Raw genomic sequence first — 20,482 nt, 5'->3', positions numbered from 1 at the left:
GAGTTCTCCTAAATGGCTGTTGCCTCCAGCGCCTACAAAAAAGCCCTCGAGGGGGATCAGACACCGAAAGAGGTGCTGGTCAAGATCGATCGGGTAACCAAGAAGTTCGATGAGACCGTAGCCGTCGACGACGTTTCGCTGACCATCAACAAGGGCGAGATCTTCGCTCTGCTTGGCGGCTCCGGCTCAGGCAAGTCGACCCTGCTGCGCATGCTCGCCGGCTTCGAACGGCCGACCGAGGGGCGCATCATCCTCGATGGCGTGGACATCACGGACATGCCGCCGTACCAGCGTCCGATCAACATGATGTTCCAGTCCTATGCCCTGTTCCCGCATATGACCGTGGCGCAGAACATCGCCTTCGGCCTGCAGCAGGACAAGCTGTCCAGGTCGGAAATCGACGAGCGCGTAGCGGAGATGCTCAAGCTGGTGCACATGACCCAGTACGCCAAGCGCAAGCCGCACCAGCTCTCCGGTGGTCAGCGTCAGCGTGTGGCCCTGGCCCGTTCTCTGGCCAAGCGGCCGAAGCTGCTGCTGCTCGACGAGCCCATGGGTGCACTGGACAAGAAGCTGCGCTCGCAGATGCAGCTGGAGCTGGTGGAAATCATCGAGCGCGTCGGCGTGACCTGCGTGATGGTGACCCACGATCAGGAAGAGGCCATGACCATGGCCCAGCGCATCGCCATCATGCACCTGGGCTGGATCGCTCAGACCGGCAGCCCGATCGACATCTACGAGACGCCGACCAGTCGCCTGGTGTGCGAGTTCATCGGTAACGTCAACCTGTTCGACGGCCAGATCACCACTGATGAGGTCGACCACGCGGTTATCGACTGTCCGCAACTGGACAAGCCGATCTACATCGGTCACGGCGTCAGCACCCGCGCCGAGAACAAGTCCGTCAGCTACGCCCTGCGCCCCGAGAAGCTGCTGATGGCCACCGCGCTGCCGGAAGATCACGAGCATCCCGAGTACAACTGGTGCAACGGTCACGTGCATGACATCGCCTATCTGGGCGGCCACTCGGTGTACTACGTCAAGCTTACCTCCGGGCAGGTGGTGCAGTGCTTCATCGCCAATGCCGAGCGCCGCGGCAAGCGTCCGACCTGGGACGATCCGGTGGTGGTGTACTGGGAAGACGACAGCGGCGTGGTACTGCAATCATGAAAATGAGCAAACTGGCGCGCTATCTGCCCAGGGGGCGGCATGCCGTGATCGGCATACCCTTCCTGTGGTTGTTCATGTTCTTCCTGCTGCCCTTCATCATCGTGCTGAAGATCAGCTTCGCCGAAGCTGACGTGGCGATTCCGCCGTACACGGAAATCTATGAGTGGGCGGACAACAAGCTGACGCTGTTGCTGAATCTCGGCAACTACATCTTCCTCACCGAGGACGCCCTGTACCTCTCGGCCTATCTCGGCTCGTTGAAGGTGGCGTTCTTCAGCACCCTGCTGTGCCTGCTGATCGGCTATCCGATGGCCTACGCCATCGCCAGGGCACCCAAGTCGCAGCAGACCGTGCTGCTGTTGCTGATCATGATGCCGACCTGGACCGCGATCCTGATCCGCGTCTATGCCTGGATGGGCATTCTCGGCAACAACGGGCTGCTCAACAGTCTGTTGATGAGCATCGGCCTGATCGACTCGCCGCTGCAGATCCTCAACACCAACACGGCGGTCTACATCGGCGTCGTCTATTCGTACCTGCCGTTCATGATCCTGCCGCTCTACGCCAATCTGGTGAAGCATGATCTGAGTCTGCTGGAAGCGGCCTCTGACCTGGGTTCGAGCAACTTCAACAACTTCTGGAAGATCACCGTGCCGCTGTCGAAGAACGGCATCATCGCCGGCTCCATGCTGGTGTTCATTCCGGTGGTCGGTGAGTTCGTCATCCCCGAACTGCTTGGCGGCCCGGAGACCCTGATGATCGGCAAGGTGCTGTGGCAGGAGTTCTTCAACAACCGCGACTGGCCGGTGGCGTCTGCTCTGGCGGTGGTAATGCTGGCGATCCTGATCGTGCCCATCATCCTGTTCAACCGTAACCAGGCGAAAGAGCTGGAGGGCCGGCCATGACTGAGCTAATCGCAATGAGCCCGTCATCCTGTTCAACCGGCTTTTTAACCAGAAGCGTGGCTAAAGAACTGGAGGGGCGGCCATGAAGCGTTTCAGTTTCTCCAGCCTGATGCTCTGGGCGGGGCTGGTGTTCATCTACCTGCCCATGGTCATTCTGGTCATCTACTCGTTCAACGCCTCGCGGCTGGTAACGGTGTGGGGCGGCTGGTCAGTGAAGTGGTACGTCGGCCTGCTGGACAATACACAGCTGATGAACTCGGTGATGCGCTCACTGGAAATCGCCTGCTACACCGCCATTGCGGCGGTGGCGCTGGGCACCCTGGCGGCCTTCGTGCTGACCCGTATCACCCACTTCAAGGGGCGCACTCTGTTCGGTGGCCTGGTCACCGCGCCGCTGGTGATGCCCGAAGTGATCACCGGTCTGTCGCTGCTGCTGCTGTTCGTGCTGATGGCGCAGCTGATCGGCTGGCCGATGCAGCGTGGCATGACCACCATCTGGATCGCTCACACCACCTTCTGCTCGGCCTATGTGGCGGTCGTGGTGTCGTCGCGTCTGCGTGAGCTGGACATGTCCATCGAAGAGGCGGCTATGGACCTGGGCGCGCGGCCGTGGAAGGTGTTCTTCCTGATCACCGTGCCGATGATCGCGCCGTCGCTGGCGGCGGGGGCGATGATGTCCTTCGCCCTGTCGCTGGACGACCTGGTGCTGGCCAGCTTCGTTTCCGGTCCGGGTTCGACCACCCTGCCGATGGAGATCTTCTCCGCCGTGCGCCTGGGGGTTAAACCGGAGATCAACGCGGTAGCCAGCCTGATCCTGTTGGCGGTGTCATTTGCCACCTTCCTGGCCTGGTTCTTCGCTCACCGCGCCGAAGAAAAGCGCAAGAAGGCCATGCAGCAGGCCATGGACGAGACGACCAAGCCATCCTGGCAGCCCGTCGTCGACAGTCGCTCCAGCGCCGACAATTGAGTGCTGCGCTGAAATGAAAAACGGGCCCCGCGGGGCCCGTTTTTCATGGTGTGTGGCAGGTGACTCAGTCGCGACCAAAGGCTCGCCGCGAAAACGCCTCCCACAGTGCTGTGGTCGTTACTTCACCAGCGCTTTCCAGGCCTTGAGGCTTTGCAGGATTTGCGTCTGCGTCGGGCGCAGCTGACGTTGCTCGTCATCCAGCGCCTGCTGGGCCAGGCCGTACAGCTTGTTCAGCTCGCCATACAGGCGGTCGACTTCGGGCACTTCCAGTACGCCACGTGCCAGGCGCAGCCAGACCAGCAGGCGCTCCAGGCGCGGCATCTGCTCGGCCAGGTCTTCCGGCTGTTGCTGGTAGCGGCGCAGCTGCAGGGCAGCGCCTTCTTCGCCCAGCAGGGTAGGCAGCCAGTTGCCCAGGGCCGCGCTGCCCTGGCGGTTGCCACGGTTGTTACGCTCCAGCGTCCAGTTGCGCTGCAGCAGCCAGTAAGACAGCTTCAGCGACAGCAGGCCCCAGCGGCAGCCATCGAGCTCGGCGGCGAACAGTGCCGGCGCATTGCGCCGCATGCTGTCGTCGTCCTGCCCGGCGGCCAGGCGCGGGCGCCAGTCTTCGAGCAGTGCATCGAGCGCTTCGCGCAGTTCACGAGAACTGGCGCGCGGCGCGGCCTGACCGAGGCTGGCGAGCAGGGCGCGCAGATCGATCAATTGCTCCAGCCATTGCTGCAACAGGCTCCAGTGACCATTCCAGCGATACTGTTCGGCGAGGCGCTGGCTGGCGCCGAGCAGGTGCCAGGCGAGCGCGGCAAAGGCGTCGTCGAGGGACAGCTCGGCGTTCAGCTCGGGGGCCGGCAGGCTGAGGTTGTAGCTGCCGGCGTCGAACAGGCGATACCCACGTTCGGCCTTGCTGATGTCACAGGGCATCAGCGGCAGTTCGGCGGCCAGCTCACAGGCCAGCTCCAGCAGTGCGGCGGGTTCGCCCTGGCGCAGCTCCAGCTCCAGCTCGCAGATTTCCTCTTCGCCTTCGCCAGCGATGACCTTGCCCAGATCCAGCGCGGCCTCGATCACCACTTTGGCCTTGCCGCGGCCCCAGGCGATCTCGGCTTTCTCGCGGACGAAGTCGGTGGTGAACAGTGGCTGCAGGGTGTTCTTGTCCAGCTCGGCCAGGCTGGCCGGCCAGCACTGGTCATCGAGCTTGCCGAGGTCGAGTTCGGCGCTATCCAGGTACCAGTCCCATTCGTTGCGTTCGGACAGGCCGGCGACGCTCTGGCCGCGGCTCTTCAGGGTCTGGATGAACTGCTCGCCGTCACGCCGCAGGCGTAGGGCGACCTTGGCACTGGCCAGCTCGCGCTGCGGGGTGTCGTAGTACTGGTTGAACAGCTCGCCGCGCTGCCAACCGCTCTTGTTGCGCTTTTTCAGCAACGGATGTTCGCGCAGGGCGGCCAGGGTGGCGCGGCTGGCGCGCAGTTTGATTTCGGTTTCTTTGACCATGGTGGAGAGCTAGATAGCCTTTTATGAAAATGTGACAGACCGATGACGCGTGCTGGCGGATGACGAAGCCGGTCCCTATACTTGCGGCCTTCTCAAAACGGGGGCTTACCCTATGCCTATCAATCCCTTTGTCAGCCTGTTCGGCCGTTCACCCATCGGCCCGATGCAACAGCATATCGCCAAGGCCCATGAGTGCGCGGCGAACCTGGTGCCTTTCTTCGAAGCCGTGATGGCCGAGGATTGGGCCAAGGTGGAACAGGTACAACAGGAGATGTCCCGGCTGGAGCACGAAGCGGACAAGCTGAAGAAAAGCGTACGTCTGCACCTGCCCAAGAGCCTGTTCCTGCCGGTGCCGCGTTCGGACCTGCTGGAACTGCTCAGTGTACAGGACAAAGTCGCCAACCGTGCCAAGGACATCGCCGGCCTCATGCTTGGCCGGCAGATGGCCATTCCACAGCCGCTGCAGCCGCTGATGCGTACCTACGTGCAGCGCAGCGTGGACGCCAGCGCCCAGGCGCTGAAGGCAATGAACGAACTGGATGAGCTGCTCGAGACCGGTTTCGCCGGCCGTGAAGCTGTGCTTGTGGAAACCCTGATCGAGGAGCTCGGTTCGATCGAAAACGATACCGATCGCCTGCAGATCGAGGTGCGCCGCAACCTGTTCAAGCTGGAGAAGGACCTTCCCCCGGTCGATGTGATGTTCCTCTATCAGATCATCGACTGGGTCGGCGATGTCGCCGACCGTGCCCAACGAGTGGGCAACCGACTGGAACAACTGCTGGCGCGCTAAGCGCCAGTGTCCTTTCTGGGATCTACGGAAACTTATTTTATGTCTCTGATTGCGGACTACGGGCTGGTGCTGCTCGTTCTTGCCTGCCTTTTCGGTTTTTTCATGGCCTGGGGTGTTGGAGCCAACGATGTAGCCAATGCTATGGGTACATCCGTTGGCTCGCGTGCACTTACCATCAAACAGGCGATCATCATCGCCATGGTCTTCGAGTTCGCCGGTGCCTATCTGGCCGGTGGCCAGGTGACCGAAACCATCAAGAACGGCATCGTCGATGCCAATCTGATCAGCCCCAATCTCATGGTGCTGGGCATGATGTCGGCGTTGCTGGCGGCGGGCACCTGGCTGCTGGTGGCCTCGATGCGCGGCTGGCCGGTGTCCACCACCCATACCATCGTCGGTGCGGTGATCGGCTTCGCCGCCGCCGGTGTGTCGATGGATGCCGTGCACTGGAGCGGCGTCGGCCCCATCGTGGCCAGCTGGGTGGTCACGCCGATGCTTGCCGGGATCATCTCCTTCTGCCTGTTCGTCAGTGTGCAGAAACTGATCATCGATACCGACAACCCCTTCATGAACGCCAAGCGCTACGTGCCGCTGTACATGTTCATCACCGGCTTCATGATTTCGCTGATGACCATGACCAAGGGCCTCAAGCACGTTGGTCTGGACCTCTCCAGCACCGAGGGCTTCATGCTTTCGATCGGGATCGGCGTGCTGGTCATGCTGATCGGTATCGCGCTGCTGAGCCGCATCCATGTCGATGCCGAGGCTGACAAGGCCTTCCACTTCTCCAGTGTGGAGAAGGTGTTCGCCATCCTGATGATCTTCACCGCCTGCTCCATGGCTTTCGCTCACGGCTCCAATGACGTGGCCAATGCCGTTGGTCCGCTGGCGGCCATCGTCGGTGTGATCCAGAGCGGTGGTGAACTCGCCGCTGGCGAGAAGTCGCTGGTGCCAGGCTGGATCCTGCTGCTGGGCGCGCTGGGCATCGTGGTTGGCCTGGCCACCTACGGTTACAAGGTCATCGCCACCATCGGCAAGGAAATCACCGAGCTGACCCCCAGCCGTGGTTTCGCTGCAGAACTGGCCGCTGCCACCACCGTGGTCAGCGCCTCGGGCCTGGGCCTGCCGGTGTCTACCACCCACACCCTGGTGGGGGCCATCCTCGGCGTCGGCCTGGCGCGTGGTATCGGTGCTTTGAACCTGGGCATGATCGGCAAGATCTTCCTGTCCTGGATCATCACCCTGCCGGCCGGTGCGATCCTCTCGATCTTCTTCTTCTTCATTCTGCGCGCGCTGTTCGGCGGGGTCTGATTCCACTTCGGCGGTTTCACGTCAGGGTGCCTCTAAAAATGTAGGCGAGGCGGTCGGCGCAAGGAGAAGGCAGGCGAAGAAGCGCAGTTTACGAGTTGTAAATGAGCATTCTGAGCCTGCTTTCAACGCCGCTATGACAACGTAGGTAGTTTTTAGAGGTGCCCTCTGAGGTTCGATGCCCCTATCATGGGGCATCGTTTTTTGGAGATCGCCGATGCCCCTGCCGTCCTTTCAAGAGCAGTTCGCTGCGCTGATTGCAGCGCCATCGGTGAGCTGCACCCAGCCCAATTGGGACCAGAGCAACGCGCCTGTCATCGAGCTGCTCGCTGCCTGGCTCGGCGATCTGGGCTTTACCTGCGAAACCCAGCAGATCGCGCCCGGAAAATTCAACCTGCTTGCCAGCTATGGCTCCGGCCCAGGCGGCCTGGTGTTGGCCGGTCACAGTGACACCGTACCCTTCGACGCCGCCCTGTGGCAGAGCGACCCACTCAAGCTGACCGAAGTCGGCGACCGTTGGGTCGGCCTCGGGAGTTGCGACATGAAGGGGTTCTTCGCCCTGGCCATCGAGGCCGTGCGGCCGCTGCTCGATCAGCCCTTCAAGCAACCGCTGCTGATCCTCGCCACCTGCGACGAGGAAAGCTCCATGGCCGGTGCCCGTGCTCTGGCCGAGGCCGGCCGTCCGCTCGGCCGCGCGGCGGTGATCGGTGAGCCGACCGGCCTCAAGCCGATCCGCCTGCACAAGGGCGTGATGATGGAACGCGTCGATATTCTCGGGCAGAGTGGCCATTCCTCCGACCCGGCCCTCGGGCATAGCGCCCTGGAGGCCATGCAGGACGTGATGGGTGAGCTGCGCGGCCTGCGCGCGCAGTGGCAGCGCGAGTTCAACAACCCGCAATTCAGCGTGCCGCAGCCGACGCTGAACCTGGGCTGCATCCATGGCGGTGACAATCCCAACCGCATCTGCGGCCAGTGTGCGCTGGAGTTCGATCTGCGCCCGCTGCCTGGTATGGATCCTGATGTGCTGCGCGAAGCGATTCGCGGCAAGCTGCAACCGCTGGCGCTCAAGCATCAGGTGCGTATCGACTACGGTCCGCTGTTCCCCGCCGTGCCGCCGTTCGAGCAGAGCGCGGATGCGGAGCTGGTGCGGGTGGCCGAGCGCTTGACCGGACACACGGCCCAGGCGGTGGCATTCGGTACCGAAGCGCCTTATCTTCAGCAACTTGGCTGCGAGACCCTGGTGCTCGGCCCCGGTGATATCGACTGTGCCCACCAGCCCGGGGAACACCTGGAGCTGGCCCGCATCGAACCTACTGTGGCGCTGCTGCGCCAATTGATCCAACACTACTGCCTGACCCGGAGTGACGACGTGCAGCGACGATGAGAGCGACTCTTTAACCGAACACGACGGCCATGCCCGTCTAACGTCTCGACGCTAATGGATTGCTCATGCACGACTACGTCACCTGGTTACGCCACGCTTCGCCTTACATCAACGCCCACCGCGACTGCACCTTCGTGGTCATGCTGCCGGGAGAGGGCGTTGCCCACCCCAATTTCGCCAATATCGTCCACGACCTGGTGCTGTTGCATAGCCTGGGCGTGCGCCTGGTGCTGGTGCACGGTTCGCGTCCGCAGATCGAGATGCGTCTCGCTGCCCGTGGCCTGACCCCGCATTACCACCGTGACCTGCGAATCACCGACGCGCCCACCCTGGAGTGCGTGATCGACGCCGTCGGCCACTTGCGTATCGCCATCGAAGCGCGCCTGTCGATGGACATGGCCGCCTCGCCGATGCAGGGCTCGCGCCTGCGTCTGACCAGCGGCAACTTCGTCACTGCACGGCCGATCGGCGTGGTCGATGGCGTCGACTATCACCACACCGGCGAAGTGCGCCGCATCGACCGCAAGGGCATCAATCGCCAGCTCGACGAGCGCAGCATCGTGCTGCTGTCACCGCTGGGCTATTCGCCCACCGGGGAAATCTTCAACCTGGCCTGTGAGGACGTCGCCACCCGCGCCGCCATCGACCTGGGCGCGGACAAACTGCTGCTGTTCGGCGCCGAGGACGGTCTGCTCGACGACAACGGCAAGCTGGTGCGCGAACTGCGTCCGCAGCAGGTGCCGGCGCACCTGGCGCGCCTGGGCAGCAACTACCAGGGCGAGTTGCTCGATGCCGCCGCCGAGGCTTGCCGAGGCGGGGTCAAGCGCAGTCATATCGTCAGCTACGCCACCGATGGTGCGCTGCTTAGCGAACTGTTCACTCGCACCGGCAATGGCACCCTGGTGGCGCAGGAGCAGTTCGAGTCGTTGCGTGAGGCGAGCATCGAGGATGTTGGCGGCCTGATCGAACTGATCAGCCCGCTGGAGGAGCAGGGCATTCTGGTGCGCCGTTCGCGTGAGGTGCTGGAGCGCGAGATCGAACAGTTCAGCATCGTCGAGCGCGAGGGCCTGATCATCGCCTGTGCGGCGCTGTATCCCATCGCCGACTCGGACTGTGGCGAATTGGCCTGCCTGGCAGTCAATCCCGACTACCGTCACGGCGGCCGTGGTGACGAGTTGCTCGAACGCATCGAGGCGCGGGCGCGGGCGCAGGGGATCAAGACCCTGTTCGTGCTCACCACCCGCACTGCCCACTGGTTCCGCGAGCGCGGCTTCGAACCCAGCAGTGTCGAGCGCATGCCCACTGCGCGGGCGTCGCTGTACAACTATCAGCGCAATTCCAAGGTGTTCGAGAAGGCGTTGTAGGCTGCAGCGTCTGTCCAGCGAACTGTAGGAGCGGATTTATCCGCGAGCTTCGCGGCTGAAGCGGAATGCCGCCCAGCCGCTCCTACGGAATTGATGGCAATCGCAATTGTTCGTCAGGCGCTGTGCTGCTGCAGGCGCATTTGTTCGAAGCCATCGTCCCAGCCGGCCTCCCAGGCAGCTGCCGGGATTTCGTCGGGGTACGGCTGGCGCGCTCTGGGCTGGCCGGTGAGACCGGCCATATAGCCTTGCTGGTAGGCCTTGGTCAGGCTTTCCAAGCTCCATTGCGGCGTGGCGTCATCGGCCATGGGCGCTGCTCGTCTATCGTCCTTTACCCGGCAATGCTAGCTGGCTGGGCGAGTGCGGGGGTGGCCGCCCATCCTGGCTTTTGCTCCGCTGGCTGGCTTTGTGACACAGTCGACGAATCGCGATCTTCCGTCCAGTGGCGCACACCCAGGCTACGCACGTGCGCCGTGCGCAGCACGCGTAACCTGATTGGCATGGGGGTGTGCGGCCCTGCTGGCTTTACCCGGCCAGGGTGAGGATGCTCGCCTGGTAGGCCGCAACGAAGGCATCGAAATCCTCTTCGGGCTGCGCCTCCAGCTCCGCTTGGCCGGCCAGCGAATCATGCGCAGCCTGTTCGAAGGCCTGTTGCTGTTCGGCGCCAAGTGGCTGCCCACGGAAGTACTCGGCGTGGCGCAGGCTCTGCTGCAGGGCGAACTCGGTGAAGCTCTTGCCCTGACGCAGAACGGCCAGCACCTGGGCCGACGGCGTCATTTCCACATCCGCGACCTTGGCCTGTTGCTGCGCCAGTGCCTCGACATGCGTGTTGTTGCCCTGGCTACGGTCGAGCAGTTCGGCCAGCGGCAGGATGCGTTCGAGCAACTCGCTGGCCCAGACCTTGAGTTCCACCTGCTGGTTGCCTTGCTGCAGGTGCAGGCCGGGGCGGCGTCCTTCCGTGACCACCTTGAGGAAGTTGCTGGTGCAACTGCTGCACTCGCCGTTTTCCAGCAGCGGGCTGTCCTCCAGCGCGCAGAACAGCAGGAAGGCGTCGATGAAGCGCGCCTGCGCCACGTCGATACCCAGCGGCAGGAAGGGGTTGATGTCCAGGCAGCGCACTTCCACGTACTGCACGCCACGGCTGCTCAGCGCCTGAATCGGGCGCTCACCGCTTTGCGTCACGCGTTTCGGGCGGATGCTCGAGTAGTACTCGTTCTCGATCTGCAGGATGTTGGTGTTCAGCTGCAGCCACTCGTCGCCGCGCTTGGTACCGGCTTCGACGTAGGCCGGGTAGGGCGTGCCGACTGCCAGGCGCAGGCTGTCGGTGTAGCTGGCCAGGTCGTTGTAGCAGGGCGTCAGACCGGACTGCGCGCTGCTCTGGTAGCCCAGGTCGCTCATGCGCAGGCTGGTGGCGTAGGGCAGGTACAAGGTGCTGGGGTCCAGCTCCTGCAGCTGATGCGGGCGGCCGCGCATGAAGCCCTTGTCCAGCGCCGGGGAGGCACCGAACAGGTACATCAGCAGCCAGCTGTAACGGCGGAAATTGCGGATCAGCGCGATATAGCGCGCCGATTGATAATCGCGCTCGCTCTGCGTGCTGGCTTCGGCCTGGCGCTGCAGTCGCCACAGCTGCTCGGGCAGGGAGAAGTTGTAGTGGATGCCGGCGATGCACTGCATGGTCTTGCCGTAACGCAGTGCCAGGCCCTTGCGGTACACGTACTTGAGGCGGCCAATGTTGGAGCTGCCGTAGCGGGCGATGGGGATGGTCTCTTCGTCCGGCAGCGCGCAGGGCATCGACGGGCTCCACAGCAGTTCAGCGTCGAGCTTGTCGTAGGCGAAGCGGTGGATGTTTTCCAGTTCGTCGAGGGTGGCGGCTGGATCGGTGGCCGTGCCGGTGATGAACTCCAGCAGCGACTCGGAGTAATCGGTGGTGATCTGAGTGTGGGTCAATGCCGAACCCAGCCCTTGCGGGTGCGGGGTCAGGGCCAGTTGACCGTCACGATCGACACGCAGGCATTCGCGCTCGATACCGTGCAGGCATTCACCCAGCAGGGACAGGTTGGCCGGCTCGCCGAGCTGGGCCAGGCGGCGTGAGAGAAGGTTGCTCAAGATGCAATTCCTAACTGGGCAGTCGCCACAATATGGGGATCGCCCCTGCACTCTGCAAGGGGCGACGATGCTCTCACGTTAGACGAGATCGAACCCGGACGATTACACGCAGGCGAAGGTGCCTTGTGCCTTGGCGACCAGTTTGTCGCCCTGCAACACCTCGGCCTCGACCACCTGGGTGCGGCGTCCGGCGTGCAACACCTTGGCATGGCACAGCACGCTGCCCTCGGACACCGGGCGGATGTAGTTGATCTTGCACTCCAGGGTCACGCTGCTCGGGCCGCCGTCGCCCAGGCTGTGGCTGGCCTGGCCCATGGCGGTGTCGATCAGCGAGAACAGCGCGCCGCCATGCAGCTTGCCGTGCAGGTTGCGCAGGTCGTCGGTCAGGGTCAGGCGTACGCGCGCCTCACCGCCGCCGGCCTGGAGAATCTCCAGACCGAGCAGGCGGGAAAAGGCGCTGCTGGCGCCGACGTTGGCTTCCGTACTCATTTCTTCAACTGCTTGGCGTTGGCGAACAGGGCGGCCATGCCGCCGGTGGCCGGTGCCGGCTTGTCCTGGCTGGAATGGCGCTCGCTGCGCGGCGTGTTGCCGCCACGGTTGCCACCACGGGACTGCCCGCCGCGTGTGCCTTCGACTTTCTCGCCGGGGATGTCGCCCATGCGCATGGACAGGGCGATGCGGTTACGCGGGATGTCCACTTCCATCACCTTGACCTTGACCACGTCGCCGGCCTTGACCGCTTCGTGAGGGTCCTTGATGAACTTCTCCGACAGCGCGCTGATGTGCACCAGGCCGTCCTGATGCACGCCGATGTCGACGAAGGCGCCGAAGTTGGTGACGTTGGTCACCACGCCTTCGAGCATCATGCCCAGCTGCAGGTCCTTGAGGGTTTCCACGCCCTCCTGGAACTCGGCGGTCTTGAACTCCGGGCGCGGGGCGCGGCCGGGCTTGTCCAGTTCCTTGAGGATGTCGCCGACCGTGACCTGGCCGAAGCGCTCGTCGGTGAACTTGGCCGGATCCAGGCGCTTGAGGAAGCCCGAGTCGCCGATCAGCGAGCGGATGTCGCGGCCGGTGTCCTGGGCGATGCGCTCGACCAGCGGGTAGGTTTCCGGGTGCACTGCCGAGGCGTCCAGCGGGTTGTCGCCGTTCATCACACGGAGGAAGCCGGCGGCCTGCTCGAAGGTCTTCTCGCCCAGGCGCGGGACCTTCTTCAGCGCCGCGCGCGAGGTGAAGGCGCCGTTGGCATCGCGGTACTGCACGATGTTCTGCGCCAGGGTCGCGTTGAGGCCGGAGATGCGTGCCAGCAGGGCGGCGGAGGCAGTGTTGACGTCCACGCCGACGGCGTTCACGCAGTCTTCGACCACGGCGTCCAGCGAGCGCGCCAGCTTGAGCTGCGAGACGTCGTGCTGGTACTGGCCGACGCCGATGGATTTCGGGTCGATCTTCACCAGCTCGGCCAGCGGATCCTGCAGGCGGCGGGCGATGGAGACGGCGCCGCGCAGCGACACGTCGAGATCGGGGAATTCGCGCGCGGCCAGTTCCGAGGCCGAGTACACCGAGGCGCCGGCCTCGGAGACCATCACCTTGGTCAGCTTCAGGCCCGGCACCTTCTTGATCAGTTCGGCGGCCAGCTTGTCGGTCTCGCGGCTGGCAGTGCCGTTGCCGATGGAAAGCAGGTCGACGCCATGCTTGGCGCACAGCTTGGCGAGGATGGCCAGGGTGCCGTCCCAGTCATTGCGCGGCGCGTGCGGGTAGACGGTGGCGGTTTCCAGCACCTTGCCGGTGGCATCGACCACGGCCACCTTGCAGCCGGTACGCAGGCCGGGGTCGAGCGCCAGAGTGGCGCGCGGGCCGGCCGGGGCAGCCAGCAACAGGTCGTGCAGGTTGCGCGCGAACACGGCAATCGCCTCGTCCTCGGCCTTCTCGCGCAGCTCGCCGAGCAGGTCGGTTTCCAGGTGGTTGTACAGCTTGACCTTCCAGGTCCAGCGCACCACCTCGCTCAGCCATTTGTCGGCGGCGCGGCCTTTGTTCTCCAGGCCAAAGCGCTCGCCAATTATCAGCTCGCACGGGTGCAGGGTGCCGGGCAGCTCTTCGCCGACCTTGAGGCTGGAACTGAGGATGCCTTCGTTGCGCCCGCGGAAGATCGCCAGCGCGCGGTGCGACGGCACGCCCTTGAGCGCTTCGTCGTGCTCGAAGTAGTCACTGAACTTGGCCCCCTCGTTTTCCTTGCCCGGCACCAGGCGAGCGCTGAGGGTGGCGTTGTCCTTGAGGAAGCTGCGCAGCTTGTCGAGCAGCGCGGCGTCTTCGGCGAAACGCTCCATGAGGATGTACTTGGCGCCTTCGAGCACGGCTTTCACATCTGCGAAGCCCTTCTCGGCGTCGATGAAGCGCTCGGCTTCCTGCTCGGGGGCCAGGCTCGGATCGTTGAACAGCGCATCGGCCAGCTCGCCGAGGCCGGCTTCCAGGGCGATCTGGCCCTTGGTGCGGCGTTTCTGCTTATAGGGCAGGTAAAGGTCTTCGAGGCGCGTCTTGGTGTCGGCCAGGTCGATTTCACGCTTTAGTTCGGCGGTCAGCTTGCCCTGTTCCTCGATGCTGGCGAGGATCGCCACGCGGCGTTCGTCCAGCTCGCGCAGGTAGCGCAGGCGCTCTTCCAGATGGCGCAACTGGGTGTCGTCGAGGCTACCGGTCACTTCTTTGCGGTAACGGGCGATGAAGGGCACGGTGGAGCCTTCGTCGAGCAGGGCCACGGCGGCGGCGACCTGTTGCGGGCGCACGCCCAGTTCTTCAGCGATGCGGTTGTTGATGCTGTCCATAAATATAAAGCTACCCACTGAGCGACAGGGTGGCGGCAGGAATGCCGGCCAGACACGAAAGCGGCGCATTATAAACACCGCACCCGCTCATGCTGGGAACCGTTCGGGGAAAAATCTGCTAACAATGGCTGAAGCGCCCAGGCATGCGCCTGAGCGATAATGCCGCCACTTGCCGTCCATAGTACGGCTGTCCAAGGAGACGCCATGACCCAGTCCGCTGCCCCTGCCGCCGAAGGCGAGAAGATTCTCATCGTCGATGATGACGCCCGTCTGCGCCGCCTGCTCGAACGTTTCTTCGACGAGCAGGGCTACCGGGTTCGTGCGGTGGAGAACGTCGAGCAGATGGATCGTCTGCTGGCGCGCGAACTGTTCAACCTAGTGGTCCTCGACCTGATGCTCCCGGGCGAGGATGGTCTGTCTGCCTGCCGCCGCCTGCGTGAGTCGAACAACCAGATCCCGATCATCATGCTCACTGCCAAGGGCGATGAGTCCAGTCGCATCCAGGGCCTGGAACTGGGCGCTGACGATTACCTGGCCAAGCCCTTCAACCCGCGTGAACTGCTGGCGCGGATCAAGGCCGTGCTGCGCCGTCAGGCACCGGTGGTGCCGGGCGCGCCGGGTAGCGAGGACGAGAGCGTCAGCTTTGGTGAGTACGAGTTGTCACTGGCCACCCGCGAGCTGAAGAAGGGCGAGGAAGTGCACATGCTCACCACCGGCGAGTTCGCCGTGCTCAAGGCGCTGGTGCAGCATGCACGCGAGCCGCTGACCCGCGACAAGCTGATGAACCTGGCACGCGGTCGCGAGTGGGATGCGCTGGAGCGCTCCATCGACGTGCAGATCAGCCGCCTGCGCCGCCTGATCGAGCCGGACCCGTCCAAACCACGCTATATCCAGACCGTCTGGGGTGTGGGCTACGTTTTCGTGCCGGATGGCAACAAGTGAGGCAGCAAGCGACGAGCCACAAGCTGCCCTGGATTGCAGCGCGGGCGGCGTTTTCTTGCAGCTCGAAGCGTGAGGCCTGTCGCTTGTGAAGGCACCTGTCTGGTTCCCGCAAAGCTTCTTCGCCCGCACCCTCTGGCTGGTGCTCGTCGTCGTGCTGTTTTCCAAGGCACTGACCCTCATTTATCTGATGATGAACGAGGATGTGCTGGTCGACCGCCAGTACAGCCACGGCGCGGCGCTGACCCTGCGCGCCTACTGGGCGGCCAACCCCGATGACCGCGACCATATCGCTCAGGCCGCCGGGCTCAAGCGCATCCCGCGCGACAAGGTGCCGGCCAGCGAGCAGCACTGGCCCTACAGCGAAATTTTCCAGCGGCAGATGCAGACCGAACTCGGCCCGGATACCGAAACCCGCGTGCGCGCGACCACGCCGCCGGCGCTGTGGGTGCGTGCGCCGAGTCTCGGCGAGGGCTGGGTGCGGGTGCCGATGTATCCGCATCCGTTGCGTGGCCAGCGCATCTGGAGCGTGCTCGGCTGGTTCCTCGGTATCGGCCTGTTGTCCACGGCCGCGGCCTGGATCTTCGTGCGCCAGCTTAATGCGCCGCTCAAGCGACTGGTCTTCGCCGCGCGCCAGCTCGGCCAGGGGCGCAGCGTACGGCTGCCGGTGAGCGATACGCCGAGCGAGATGACCGAGGTGTACCGCGCCTTCAATCAGATGGCCGAGGACGTCGAGCAGGCCGGGCGCGAGCGCGAATTGATGCTGGCCGGGGTTTCCCACGACTTGCGCACACCGCTGACGCGCCTGCGCCTGGCGCTGGAGTTCATGGACAACGATTCCGAGCTGGCCGAAGACATGGTGCGCGACATCGAAGATATGGACGCCATCCTCGATCAGTTCCTCGCCTTTATCCGCGACGGTCGCGACGAGCCGGTGGAAGAGGCCGATTTCCCCGAGCTGGTGCGCGAAACGCTGGCGCCCTACAACCAGGGCAGCGAGCGGGTGCGTCTGTGCCTGGAAGAGATCCCGCCGTTTCCGCTGCGCCGGGTGTCGACCAAACGCCTGCTCACCAACCTGGTGGAGAATGCCCTCAATCATGGCGGTGGCGACGCGGTCGAGGTGGTGGCCAGCCTGGCCGGTGACCACAGCGCGCCTTATGTGGTGCTGAGCGTGCTGGATCGTGGCAACGGCATCGACCCGGCCGAGCTCGACAGCATCTTCAACCCCTTCATTCGCGGGGATCGCGCCCGTGGCGGGCGTGGCACCGGCCTGGGCCTGGCCATCGTCAAACGCATCGCGGCGCTGCACGGGGGCAGCGTCGAGCTGCGCAACCGCAGTGGTGGCGGCCTTGAAGCGCGGGTACGGCTACCGCTCGGCCTGCTTTTGCCGCGCGACGCGGTATAACCAAACGTCCTATTACCTTCCTCGTGTGCTGGCAATATGCTGCCAAGCACTTTGGGGCTGGGCTATGCTGTGCCAGCGCACCGATTCGAGGCCTGCATGTCCGCCGCGTTCCCTGACCGCTTGCCCAGTTGGACCTGGTGGCTGCCGCTGCCGATTCTGCACCTGGCAACCTGGATTTCCCTGGCGACCCGCCTCAGCGACGGGGTGGCGTTGTGTTACCTGCCTCTGGTGCTGGGGCTCGCCTTCTGCCTGTGGTGGGGGCCGCGCGTGCTGCCGGCGCTGTACCTCAATGCCCTGTTCAGCGTGCCGCTATGGGGCCTGCCCTGGCAGTGGGGGCCGCTCTACGCCCTGCCTGAAACCGCTGCCATAGCGCTAGGCTGGTGGTTGCTGCGCCGCCAGCCTTTCGATCCGGCTCTGGGGCGCCTGAGCGACTTGCTGAGGTTTCTCGCCTTCGCCGTATTGATGCCGAGCACCCTGGTGGCGCTCGGCCTGCAAAGCAACCTCTGGCTGACCGGCTTTCAGGTCGATGAGCGATGGGCGCAGGCCAGCCTGGCCGTGTGGTTGAGCGACACCATCAACCTGCTCGCCCTGACGGCGCCGCTGCTGGCGTTCGGCACCCCGTTGCTGCGGGATCGCGGCTGGCTTCGGGATCGGGGCGCGAGCAGTGCGCCGACGTTGAGCATCAGCCGTTCGCCGGGTGGTTGGCTGTTGGCGTTGAGTGTGTTCGTGGCGTTGATGCTGCTCAGCGCCAGCTTGCCGGCCCAGCTCGCCCTGCCGCTGCTGGGTTTGAGCATGCTGGTGTTGGCGCTGCGACATGCCTTCGCTGGCGCCCTGTATGGGGTGTTGCTGGTGTACGCGGCGACCCTGCCGCTGCCCCTGCTGCGCGGTAGCCTGAGTTTCAGCGAGCTGGACATGCAGCGTAACCAACTGCACTTCGCCGTCGTGCTGCTGATGGGCGCTACCTTGTTGGTAGGGCGTGCAATCAGCGATCTGCGTCAGGCGCTGGCGCGTAGTGCGCAGATGCAGCAGCAACTGGCTCGCGCCAACCTGGCGATGGAGGCCAGCCCGCTGGGCATGACCATCGCCGATGCGCGTCAGGCCGATTTGCCCCTGGTCTACTGCAATACCGCGTTCAGCCAGATGACCGGTTACAGCGCCGATGAGGCGCTGGGGCGCAACTGCCGCTTCCTGCTCGGCGAGGAGCGTGCCCAGTTGGAGCTGCAGGCACTGCGCAATGCGCTGCGTGACGGCCGCAGCGGCCACGCCGTGGTGCGCAATTACCGCAAGGACGGCAAACCGTTCTGGAACGAGGTGGTGCTGGCGCCGATGCGTGACGAGCAGGGCATCAGTCATTTCCTCGGACTGCAGCACGATGTCACCGAGCGCGTCGAGCTGGCGGCCAAGGTCGAGCAGCAGCGTTCGCAACTGCTACGCCAGAGTCATCTGTTCAGCCAGACCGAGGACATCGCCAACCTGGGCGGTTGGGTGCTGGAGATCAGCGATTACGGCATGTTTTGGAGCGATGGCTGCTACCGCATCGTCGAGCGTGACCTCCACCTGGGACCACCTTCTCTCCAGCAGGCGCTCGATTACTTCGACACACCGAGCCAGACGGTGATCATGCAGACCCTGCAGGCAGCGCTGGGAGGGCTCGAGGAGCTGGACGTCGAGACTCGCCTGGTCGCGCGTCTGGGAGGGCGGCTGCTGCGTTTGCGTGGTATTCCCGAACGCAATACCGATGGCAGCCTGGTGCGCATCTATGGGGTCGTTCAGGACATCAGCGAGCGCAAGCGCGCCGAGTCGCAGCTGCGAGAACGCGACGAGCGTTTGCGCCTGTTCTTCGAAGCACCGCTGATCGGCATGGCGCTGACCACTCAGAGCTTTGCCTGGGAAGAGGTCAACCAGAAGCTGTGCAGCATCCTCGGCTTCGATCGCGACGAGCTGCTCGTCAACAGTTGGCGGCAGCTGTCGCACCCCGATGATCTGCCTGCCGAGCAGGCTCATGTGGAGCAGGTTCTGCGCGGTGTCAGCGACGGCTTCGAGATGGACAAGCGTTTTCTGCGCGCCGATGGCCAGGTGGTCTTTACCCGCGTTAGCCTGCGCGCCGTGCGCAGCGGACGGCAGACGCTGTTCCTGTTGCTGGTCGAGGACATCAGTGCCCGTCGCGAAGCCGAGGCTCGCTATCGCACCCTGGTCGAGCATGCGCCGGAGGCGATCCTGCTGTTCAATCCGGACGGCGCTATCGTCGAATGCAACGCGAATGCCCTGAGCCTGTTCCGCTACCCTCGCGATGAGCTGATCGGCCGGTCGATTCAGAGCATCAGCCCGGTGCGCCAGAGTGACGGTCGCCCGTCCGCCCGCGCCGGTAAACAGTTCCTGCGTCGCGCCGTTGCCGGTGAAGCGCCGGTATTCGAGTGGACCCACCGGGACAGCGCCGGCCGCCAACTGCCGTGCGAAGTGCGCCTGGTGCGCATGCCGGGCGAACAGCTGCTGATCCGCGCCAGCATCACCGACATCTCCGAGCGCCAGCGCTATCAACGCGAGATCGAGCGCCTGGCCTACAGCGACGAGCTGACCGGCCTGCCCAATCGCCGCCTGCTGCTCGATCGCTTGCAGCACGCCATGGATCGGGAGGGCCGTGAGGGCAGCCTGGGCGCCTTGCTGTTCATCGACCTGGACCACTTCAAGACGGTCAACGACAGTCTCGGCCATCTGCTCGGTGACGCCCTGCTGGTCGAGGTGACGGCACGCCTGGCTGCCGAGCTGCGCACCGAAGACACCCTCGCGCGTCTCGGCGGGGATGAGTTCGTGGTGCTGCTCGAAGCCCTGGGTCACGAGCCGCAGGCCGTTGCCGAGCATGCCGCCGCAGTGGGAGAGAAGCTGCTGCGCGGCCTGCAAGGCAGCTGTCTGATCGACGGCCATGAGTTGGCGATCAGCGCCAGCATCGGCATCGCCCTGCACCCGATGGGCCTGCAGCAGGCTTCGGACATTCTCAAGCAGGCCGACACCGCCATGTACCGGGCCAAGCATGCCGGGCGCAACGCCTTGCATTTTTTCGCCCCGGAGATGCAGGCGGCCATCGACCAGCGCCTGCAGTTGCAGGGCGAGCTGCGCCAGGCCATCGCCCGTCAGCAGCTGCATCTGGTGTTCCAGCCACAGCTGATGCTGGCTGACGGTTCGCTCGCCGGTGCCGAGGTGCTGTTGCGCTGGATGCACCCCGAGCGCGGCGAAATCGGCCCGGATCAGTTCATCCCGCTGGCCGAGGAAACCGGCCTGATCCAGGACATCGGTCATTGGGTGCTGGAGCATGCCTGCGCCGCTTTGGCGCGCTGGCAGGCGCAGTGGCCGCAGCTGGTGCTGGCGGTCAATCTCAGCCCGCGCGAGCTGCGCCAGGTGGGCTGCGTGGAGCGTGTCGAGCGTTGCCTGCGTGATCACGGCGTACCGGCGCACTCCCTCGAGCTGGAAATTACCGAGGGTGTGCTGCTCGAAGACGTCGAGCGCTGCATCGGCAACATGCAACGCCTCAAGCAGCAGGGCGTGCGCTTTGCCATCGACGACTTCGGCACCGGCTACTCGTCGCTGACCTACCTCAAGCGCCTGCCGCTGGACCGGTTGAAGATCGACCGCAGCTTTGTCGCCGATCTGGATGGCGAGGCGAGCGGACGCATGCTGGTGCAGACCATCCTGATGATCGCGCGCAACCTGGGCCTTGAATGCGTGGCCGAAGGGATCGAGCGCGAGAGTCAGCTGGCGCTGCTGCGCGAGCAGGACTGTGCATTGGGGCAGGGCTATCTGTTCGGCCGGCCGATGATGGAAGCGGAGTTTCTCGCCTGGATGCAGGCGCGCCAGCGCTGA

Annotated in this window: 15 protein-coding genes; 10 read left to right on the top strand and 5 right to left on the bottom strand. The window is 64.3% G+C overall.

All coding sequences use genetic code 11. The features are described 5' to 3' along the window. Positions 1–12: 12 nt before the first annotated feature. The 3 genes from potA to PCLY_RS07150 all read left to right on the top strand — a co-directional run bounded on the left by potA (position 13) and on the right by PCLY_RS07150 (position 3,039). A complete protein-coding gene (potA, locus tag PCLY_RS07160; RefSeq protein ID WP_061238605.1) occupies positions 13–1,167 on the top strand; it encodes a polyamine ABC transporter ATP-binding protein in 1,155 nt (384 codons plus the stop codon). Then, positions 1,164–2,072, top strand: coding sequence for an ABC transporter permease subunit (locus PCLY_RS07155; protein WP_061238604.1), 909 nt, complete (start codon positions 1,164–1,166; stop codon positions 2,070–2,072). The genes potA and PCLY_RS07155 overlap by 4 nt, the downstream gene beginning before the upstream one ends. An 82-nt stretch (positions 2,073–2,154) precedes the next feature. Next, positions 2,155–3,039, top strand: coding sequence for an ABC transporter permease subunit (locus PCLY_RS07150; RefSeq protein WP_061238603.1), 885 nt, complete (start codon positions 2,155–2,157; stop codon positions 3,037–3,039). Between the two features lie 117 nt (positions 3,040–3,156). On the opposite strand, the gene PCLY_RS07145 is transcribed toward PCLY_RS07150, so the two are convergent. Beyond that, positions 3,157–4,521 carry a CYTH domain-containing protein gene (locus PCLY_RS07145; RefSeq protein ID WP_061238602.1) on the bottom strand — a complete coding sequence of 455 codons (1,365 nt, stop codon included), beginning with the start codon at positions 4,519–4,521 and terminating at the stop codon, positions 3,157–3,159. Between the two features lie 112 nt (positions 4,522–4,633). Between PCLY_RS07145 and PCLY_RS07140 the strand changes: the two genes are divergently transcribed. The 4 genes from PCLY_RS07140 (at position 4,634) to argA (ending at position 9,367) form a co-directional block, all read left to right on the top strand. Then, complete coding sequence (locus PCLY_RS07140; protein WP_061238601.1) at positions 4,634–5,311, top strand: TIGR00153 family protein; 678 nt, start codon at positions 4,634–4,636, stop codon at positions 5,309–5,311. 39 nt (positions 5,312–5,350) lie between these two features. After that, positions 5,351–6,622, top strand: coding sequence for an inorganic phosphate transporter (locus PCLY_RS07135; RefSeq protein WP_061238600.1), 1,272 nt, complete (start codon positions 5,351–5,353; stop codon positions 6,620–6,622). A 214-nt stretch (positions 6,623–6,836) separates the two neighbouring features. Next, positions 6,837–8,003 (top strand): acetylornithine deacetylase, encoded by a 1,167-nt coding sequence (argE, locus tag PCLY_RS07130; RefSeq protein WP_061238599.1) that lies wholly within the window; start codon positions 6,837–6,839, stop codon positions 8,001–8,003. Between the two features lie 65 nt (positions 8,004–8,068). Continuing rightward, a complete protein-coding gene (gene argA, locus PCLY_RS07125) occupies positions 8,069–9,367 on the top strand; it encodes an amino-acid N-acetyltransferase (protein WP_061238598.1) in 1,299 nt (432 codons plus the stop codon). Between the two features lie 113 nt (positions 9,368–9,480). On the opposite strand, the gene rmf is transcribed toward argA, so the two are convergent. The 4 genes from rmf to PCLY_RS07105 form a co-directional block, all read right to left on the bottom strand. After that, positions 9,481–9,672, bottom strand: a complete 192-nt coding sequence (gene rmf / locus PCLY_RS07120) for a ribosome modulation factor (RefSeq protein WP_061238597.1) — start codon at positions 9,670–9,672, stop codon at positions 9,481–9,483. Between the two features lie 217 nt (positions 9,673–9,889). Further along, on the bottom strand, positions 9,890–11,470 hold the full coding sequence (gene gshA, locus PCLY_RS07115; protein WP_061238596.1) for a glutamate--cysteine ligase: 1,581 nt from the start codon (positions 11,468–11,470) through the stop codon (positions 9,890–9,892). 102 nt (positions 11,471–11,572) lie between these two features. Further along, on the bottom strand, positions 11,573–11,959 hold the full coding sequence (locus PCLY_RS07110) for a PaaI family thioesterase (protein ID WP_061238595.1): 387 nt from the start codon (positions 11,957–11,959) through the stop codon (positions 11,573–11,575). After that, positions 11,956–14,283: a Tex family protein gene (locus PCLY_RS07105; RefSeq protein WP_061238594.1), complete on the bottom strand. Its 2,328-nt coding sequence runs from the start codon at positions 14,281–14,283 to the stop codon at positions 11,956–11,958. Before PCLY_RS07105 ends, PCLY_RS07110 begins: the two co-directional genes overlap by 4 nt. A gap of 204 nt (positions 14,284–14,487) precedes the next feature. Between PCLY_RS07105 and ompR the strand changes: the two genes are divergently transcribed. From ompR to PCLY_RS07090, 3 genes are all read left to right on the top strand, one after another. Continuing rightward, entirely contained in the window at positions 14,488–15,225 is a 738-nt protein-coding gene (gene ompR / locus PCLY_RS07100) for an osmolarity response regulator transcription factor OmpR (protein ID WP_061238593.1), read from the top strand. A gap of 85 nt (positions 15,226–15,310) precedes the next feature. Continuing rightward, entirely contained in the window at positions 15,311–16,627 is a 1,317-nt protein-coding gene (locus PCLY_RS07095) for an ATP-binding protein (RefSeq protein ID WP_061238592.1), read from the top strand. A 96-nt stretch (positions 16,628–16,723) separates the two neighbouring features. Next, positions 16,724–20,482 (top strand): bifunctional diguanylate cyclase/phosphodiesterase, encoded by a 3,759-nt coding sequence (locus tag PCLY_RS07090; RefSeq protein ID WP_061238591.1) that lies wholly within the window; start codon positions 16,724–16,726, stop codon positions 20,480–20,482.

It is taken from the genome of Ectopseudomonas composti (assembly GCF_001567565.1).
Lineage (GTDB): Bacteria > Pseudomonadota > Gammaproteobacteria > Pseudomonadales > Pseudomonadaceae > Aquipseudomonas > Aquipseudomonas composti_A.
This window is presented reverse-complemented; position numbering and strand designations above follow the sequence as displayed.

Excerpts from the sequence above, each read along its gene's own strand:
- PCLY_RS07110 (WP_061238595.1), bottom strand. The coding sequence starts at position 11,959 with ATGAGTACGGAAGCCAACGTCGGCGCCAGCAGCGCCTTTTCCCGCCTG.
- PCLY_RS07155 (WP_061238604.1), top strand. The coding sequence starts at position 1,164 with ATGAAAATGAGCAAACTGGCGCGCTATCTGCCCAGGGGGCGGCATGCC.
- PCLY_RS07135 (WP_061238600.1), top strand. The coding sequence starts at position 5,351 with ATGTCTCTGATTGCGGACTACGGGCTGGTGCTGCTCGTTCTTGCCTGC.
- potA (WP_061238605.1), top strand. The coding sequence starts at position 13 with ATGGCTGTTGCCTCCAGCGCCTACAAAAAAGCCCTCGAGGGGGATCAG.
- PCLY_RS07140 (WP_061238601.1), top strand. The coding sequence starts at position 4,634 with ATGCCTATCAATCCCTTTGTCAGCCTGTTCGGCCGTTCACCCATCGGC.
- PCLY_RS07145 (WP_061238602.1), bottom strand. The coding sequence starts at position 4,521 with ATGGTCAAAGAAACCGAAATCAAACTGCGCGCCAGCCGCGCCACCCTG.
- argA (WP_061238598.1), top strand. The coding sequence starts at position 8,069 with ATGCACGACTACGTCACCTGGTTACGCCACGCTTCGCCTTACATCAAC.
- ompR (WP_061238593.1), top strand. The coding sequence starts at position 14,488 with ATGACCCAGTCCGCTGCCCCTGCCGCCGAAGGCGAGAAGATTCTCATC.
- argE (WP_061238599.1), top strand. The coding sequence starts at position 6,837 with ATGCCCCTGCCGTCCTTTCAAGAGCAGTTCGCTGCGCTGATTGCAGCG.
- rmf (WP_061238597.1), bottom strand. The coding sequence starts at position 9,672 with ATGGCCGATGACGCCACGCCGCAATGGAGCTTGGAAAGCCTGACCAAG.
- PCLY_RS07090 (WP_061238591.1), top strand. The coding sequence starts at position 16,724 with ATGTCCGCCGCGTTCCCTGACCGCTTGCCCAGTTGGACCTGGTGGCTG.
- PCLY_RS07105 (WP_061238594.1), bottom strand. The coding sequence starts at position 14,283 with ATGGACAGCATCAACAACCGCATCGCTGAAGAACTGGGCGTGCGCCCG.
- PCLY_RS07150 (WP_061238603.1), top strand. The coding sequence starts at position 2,155 with ATGAAGCGTTTCAGTTTCTCCAGCCTGATGCTCTGGGCGGGGCTGGTG.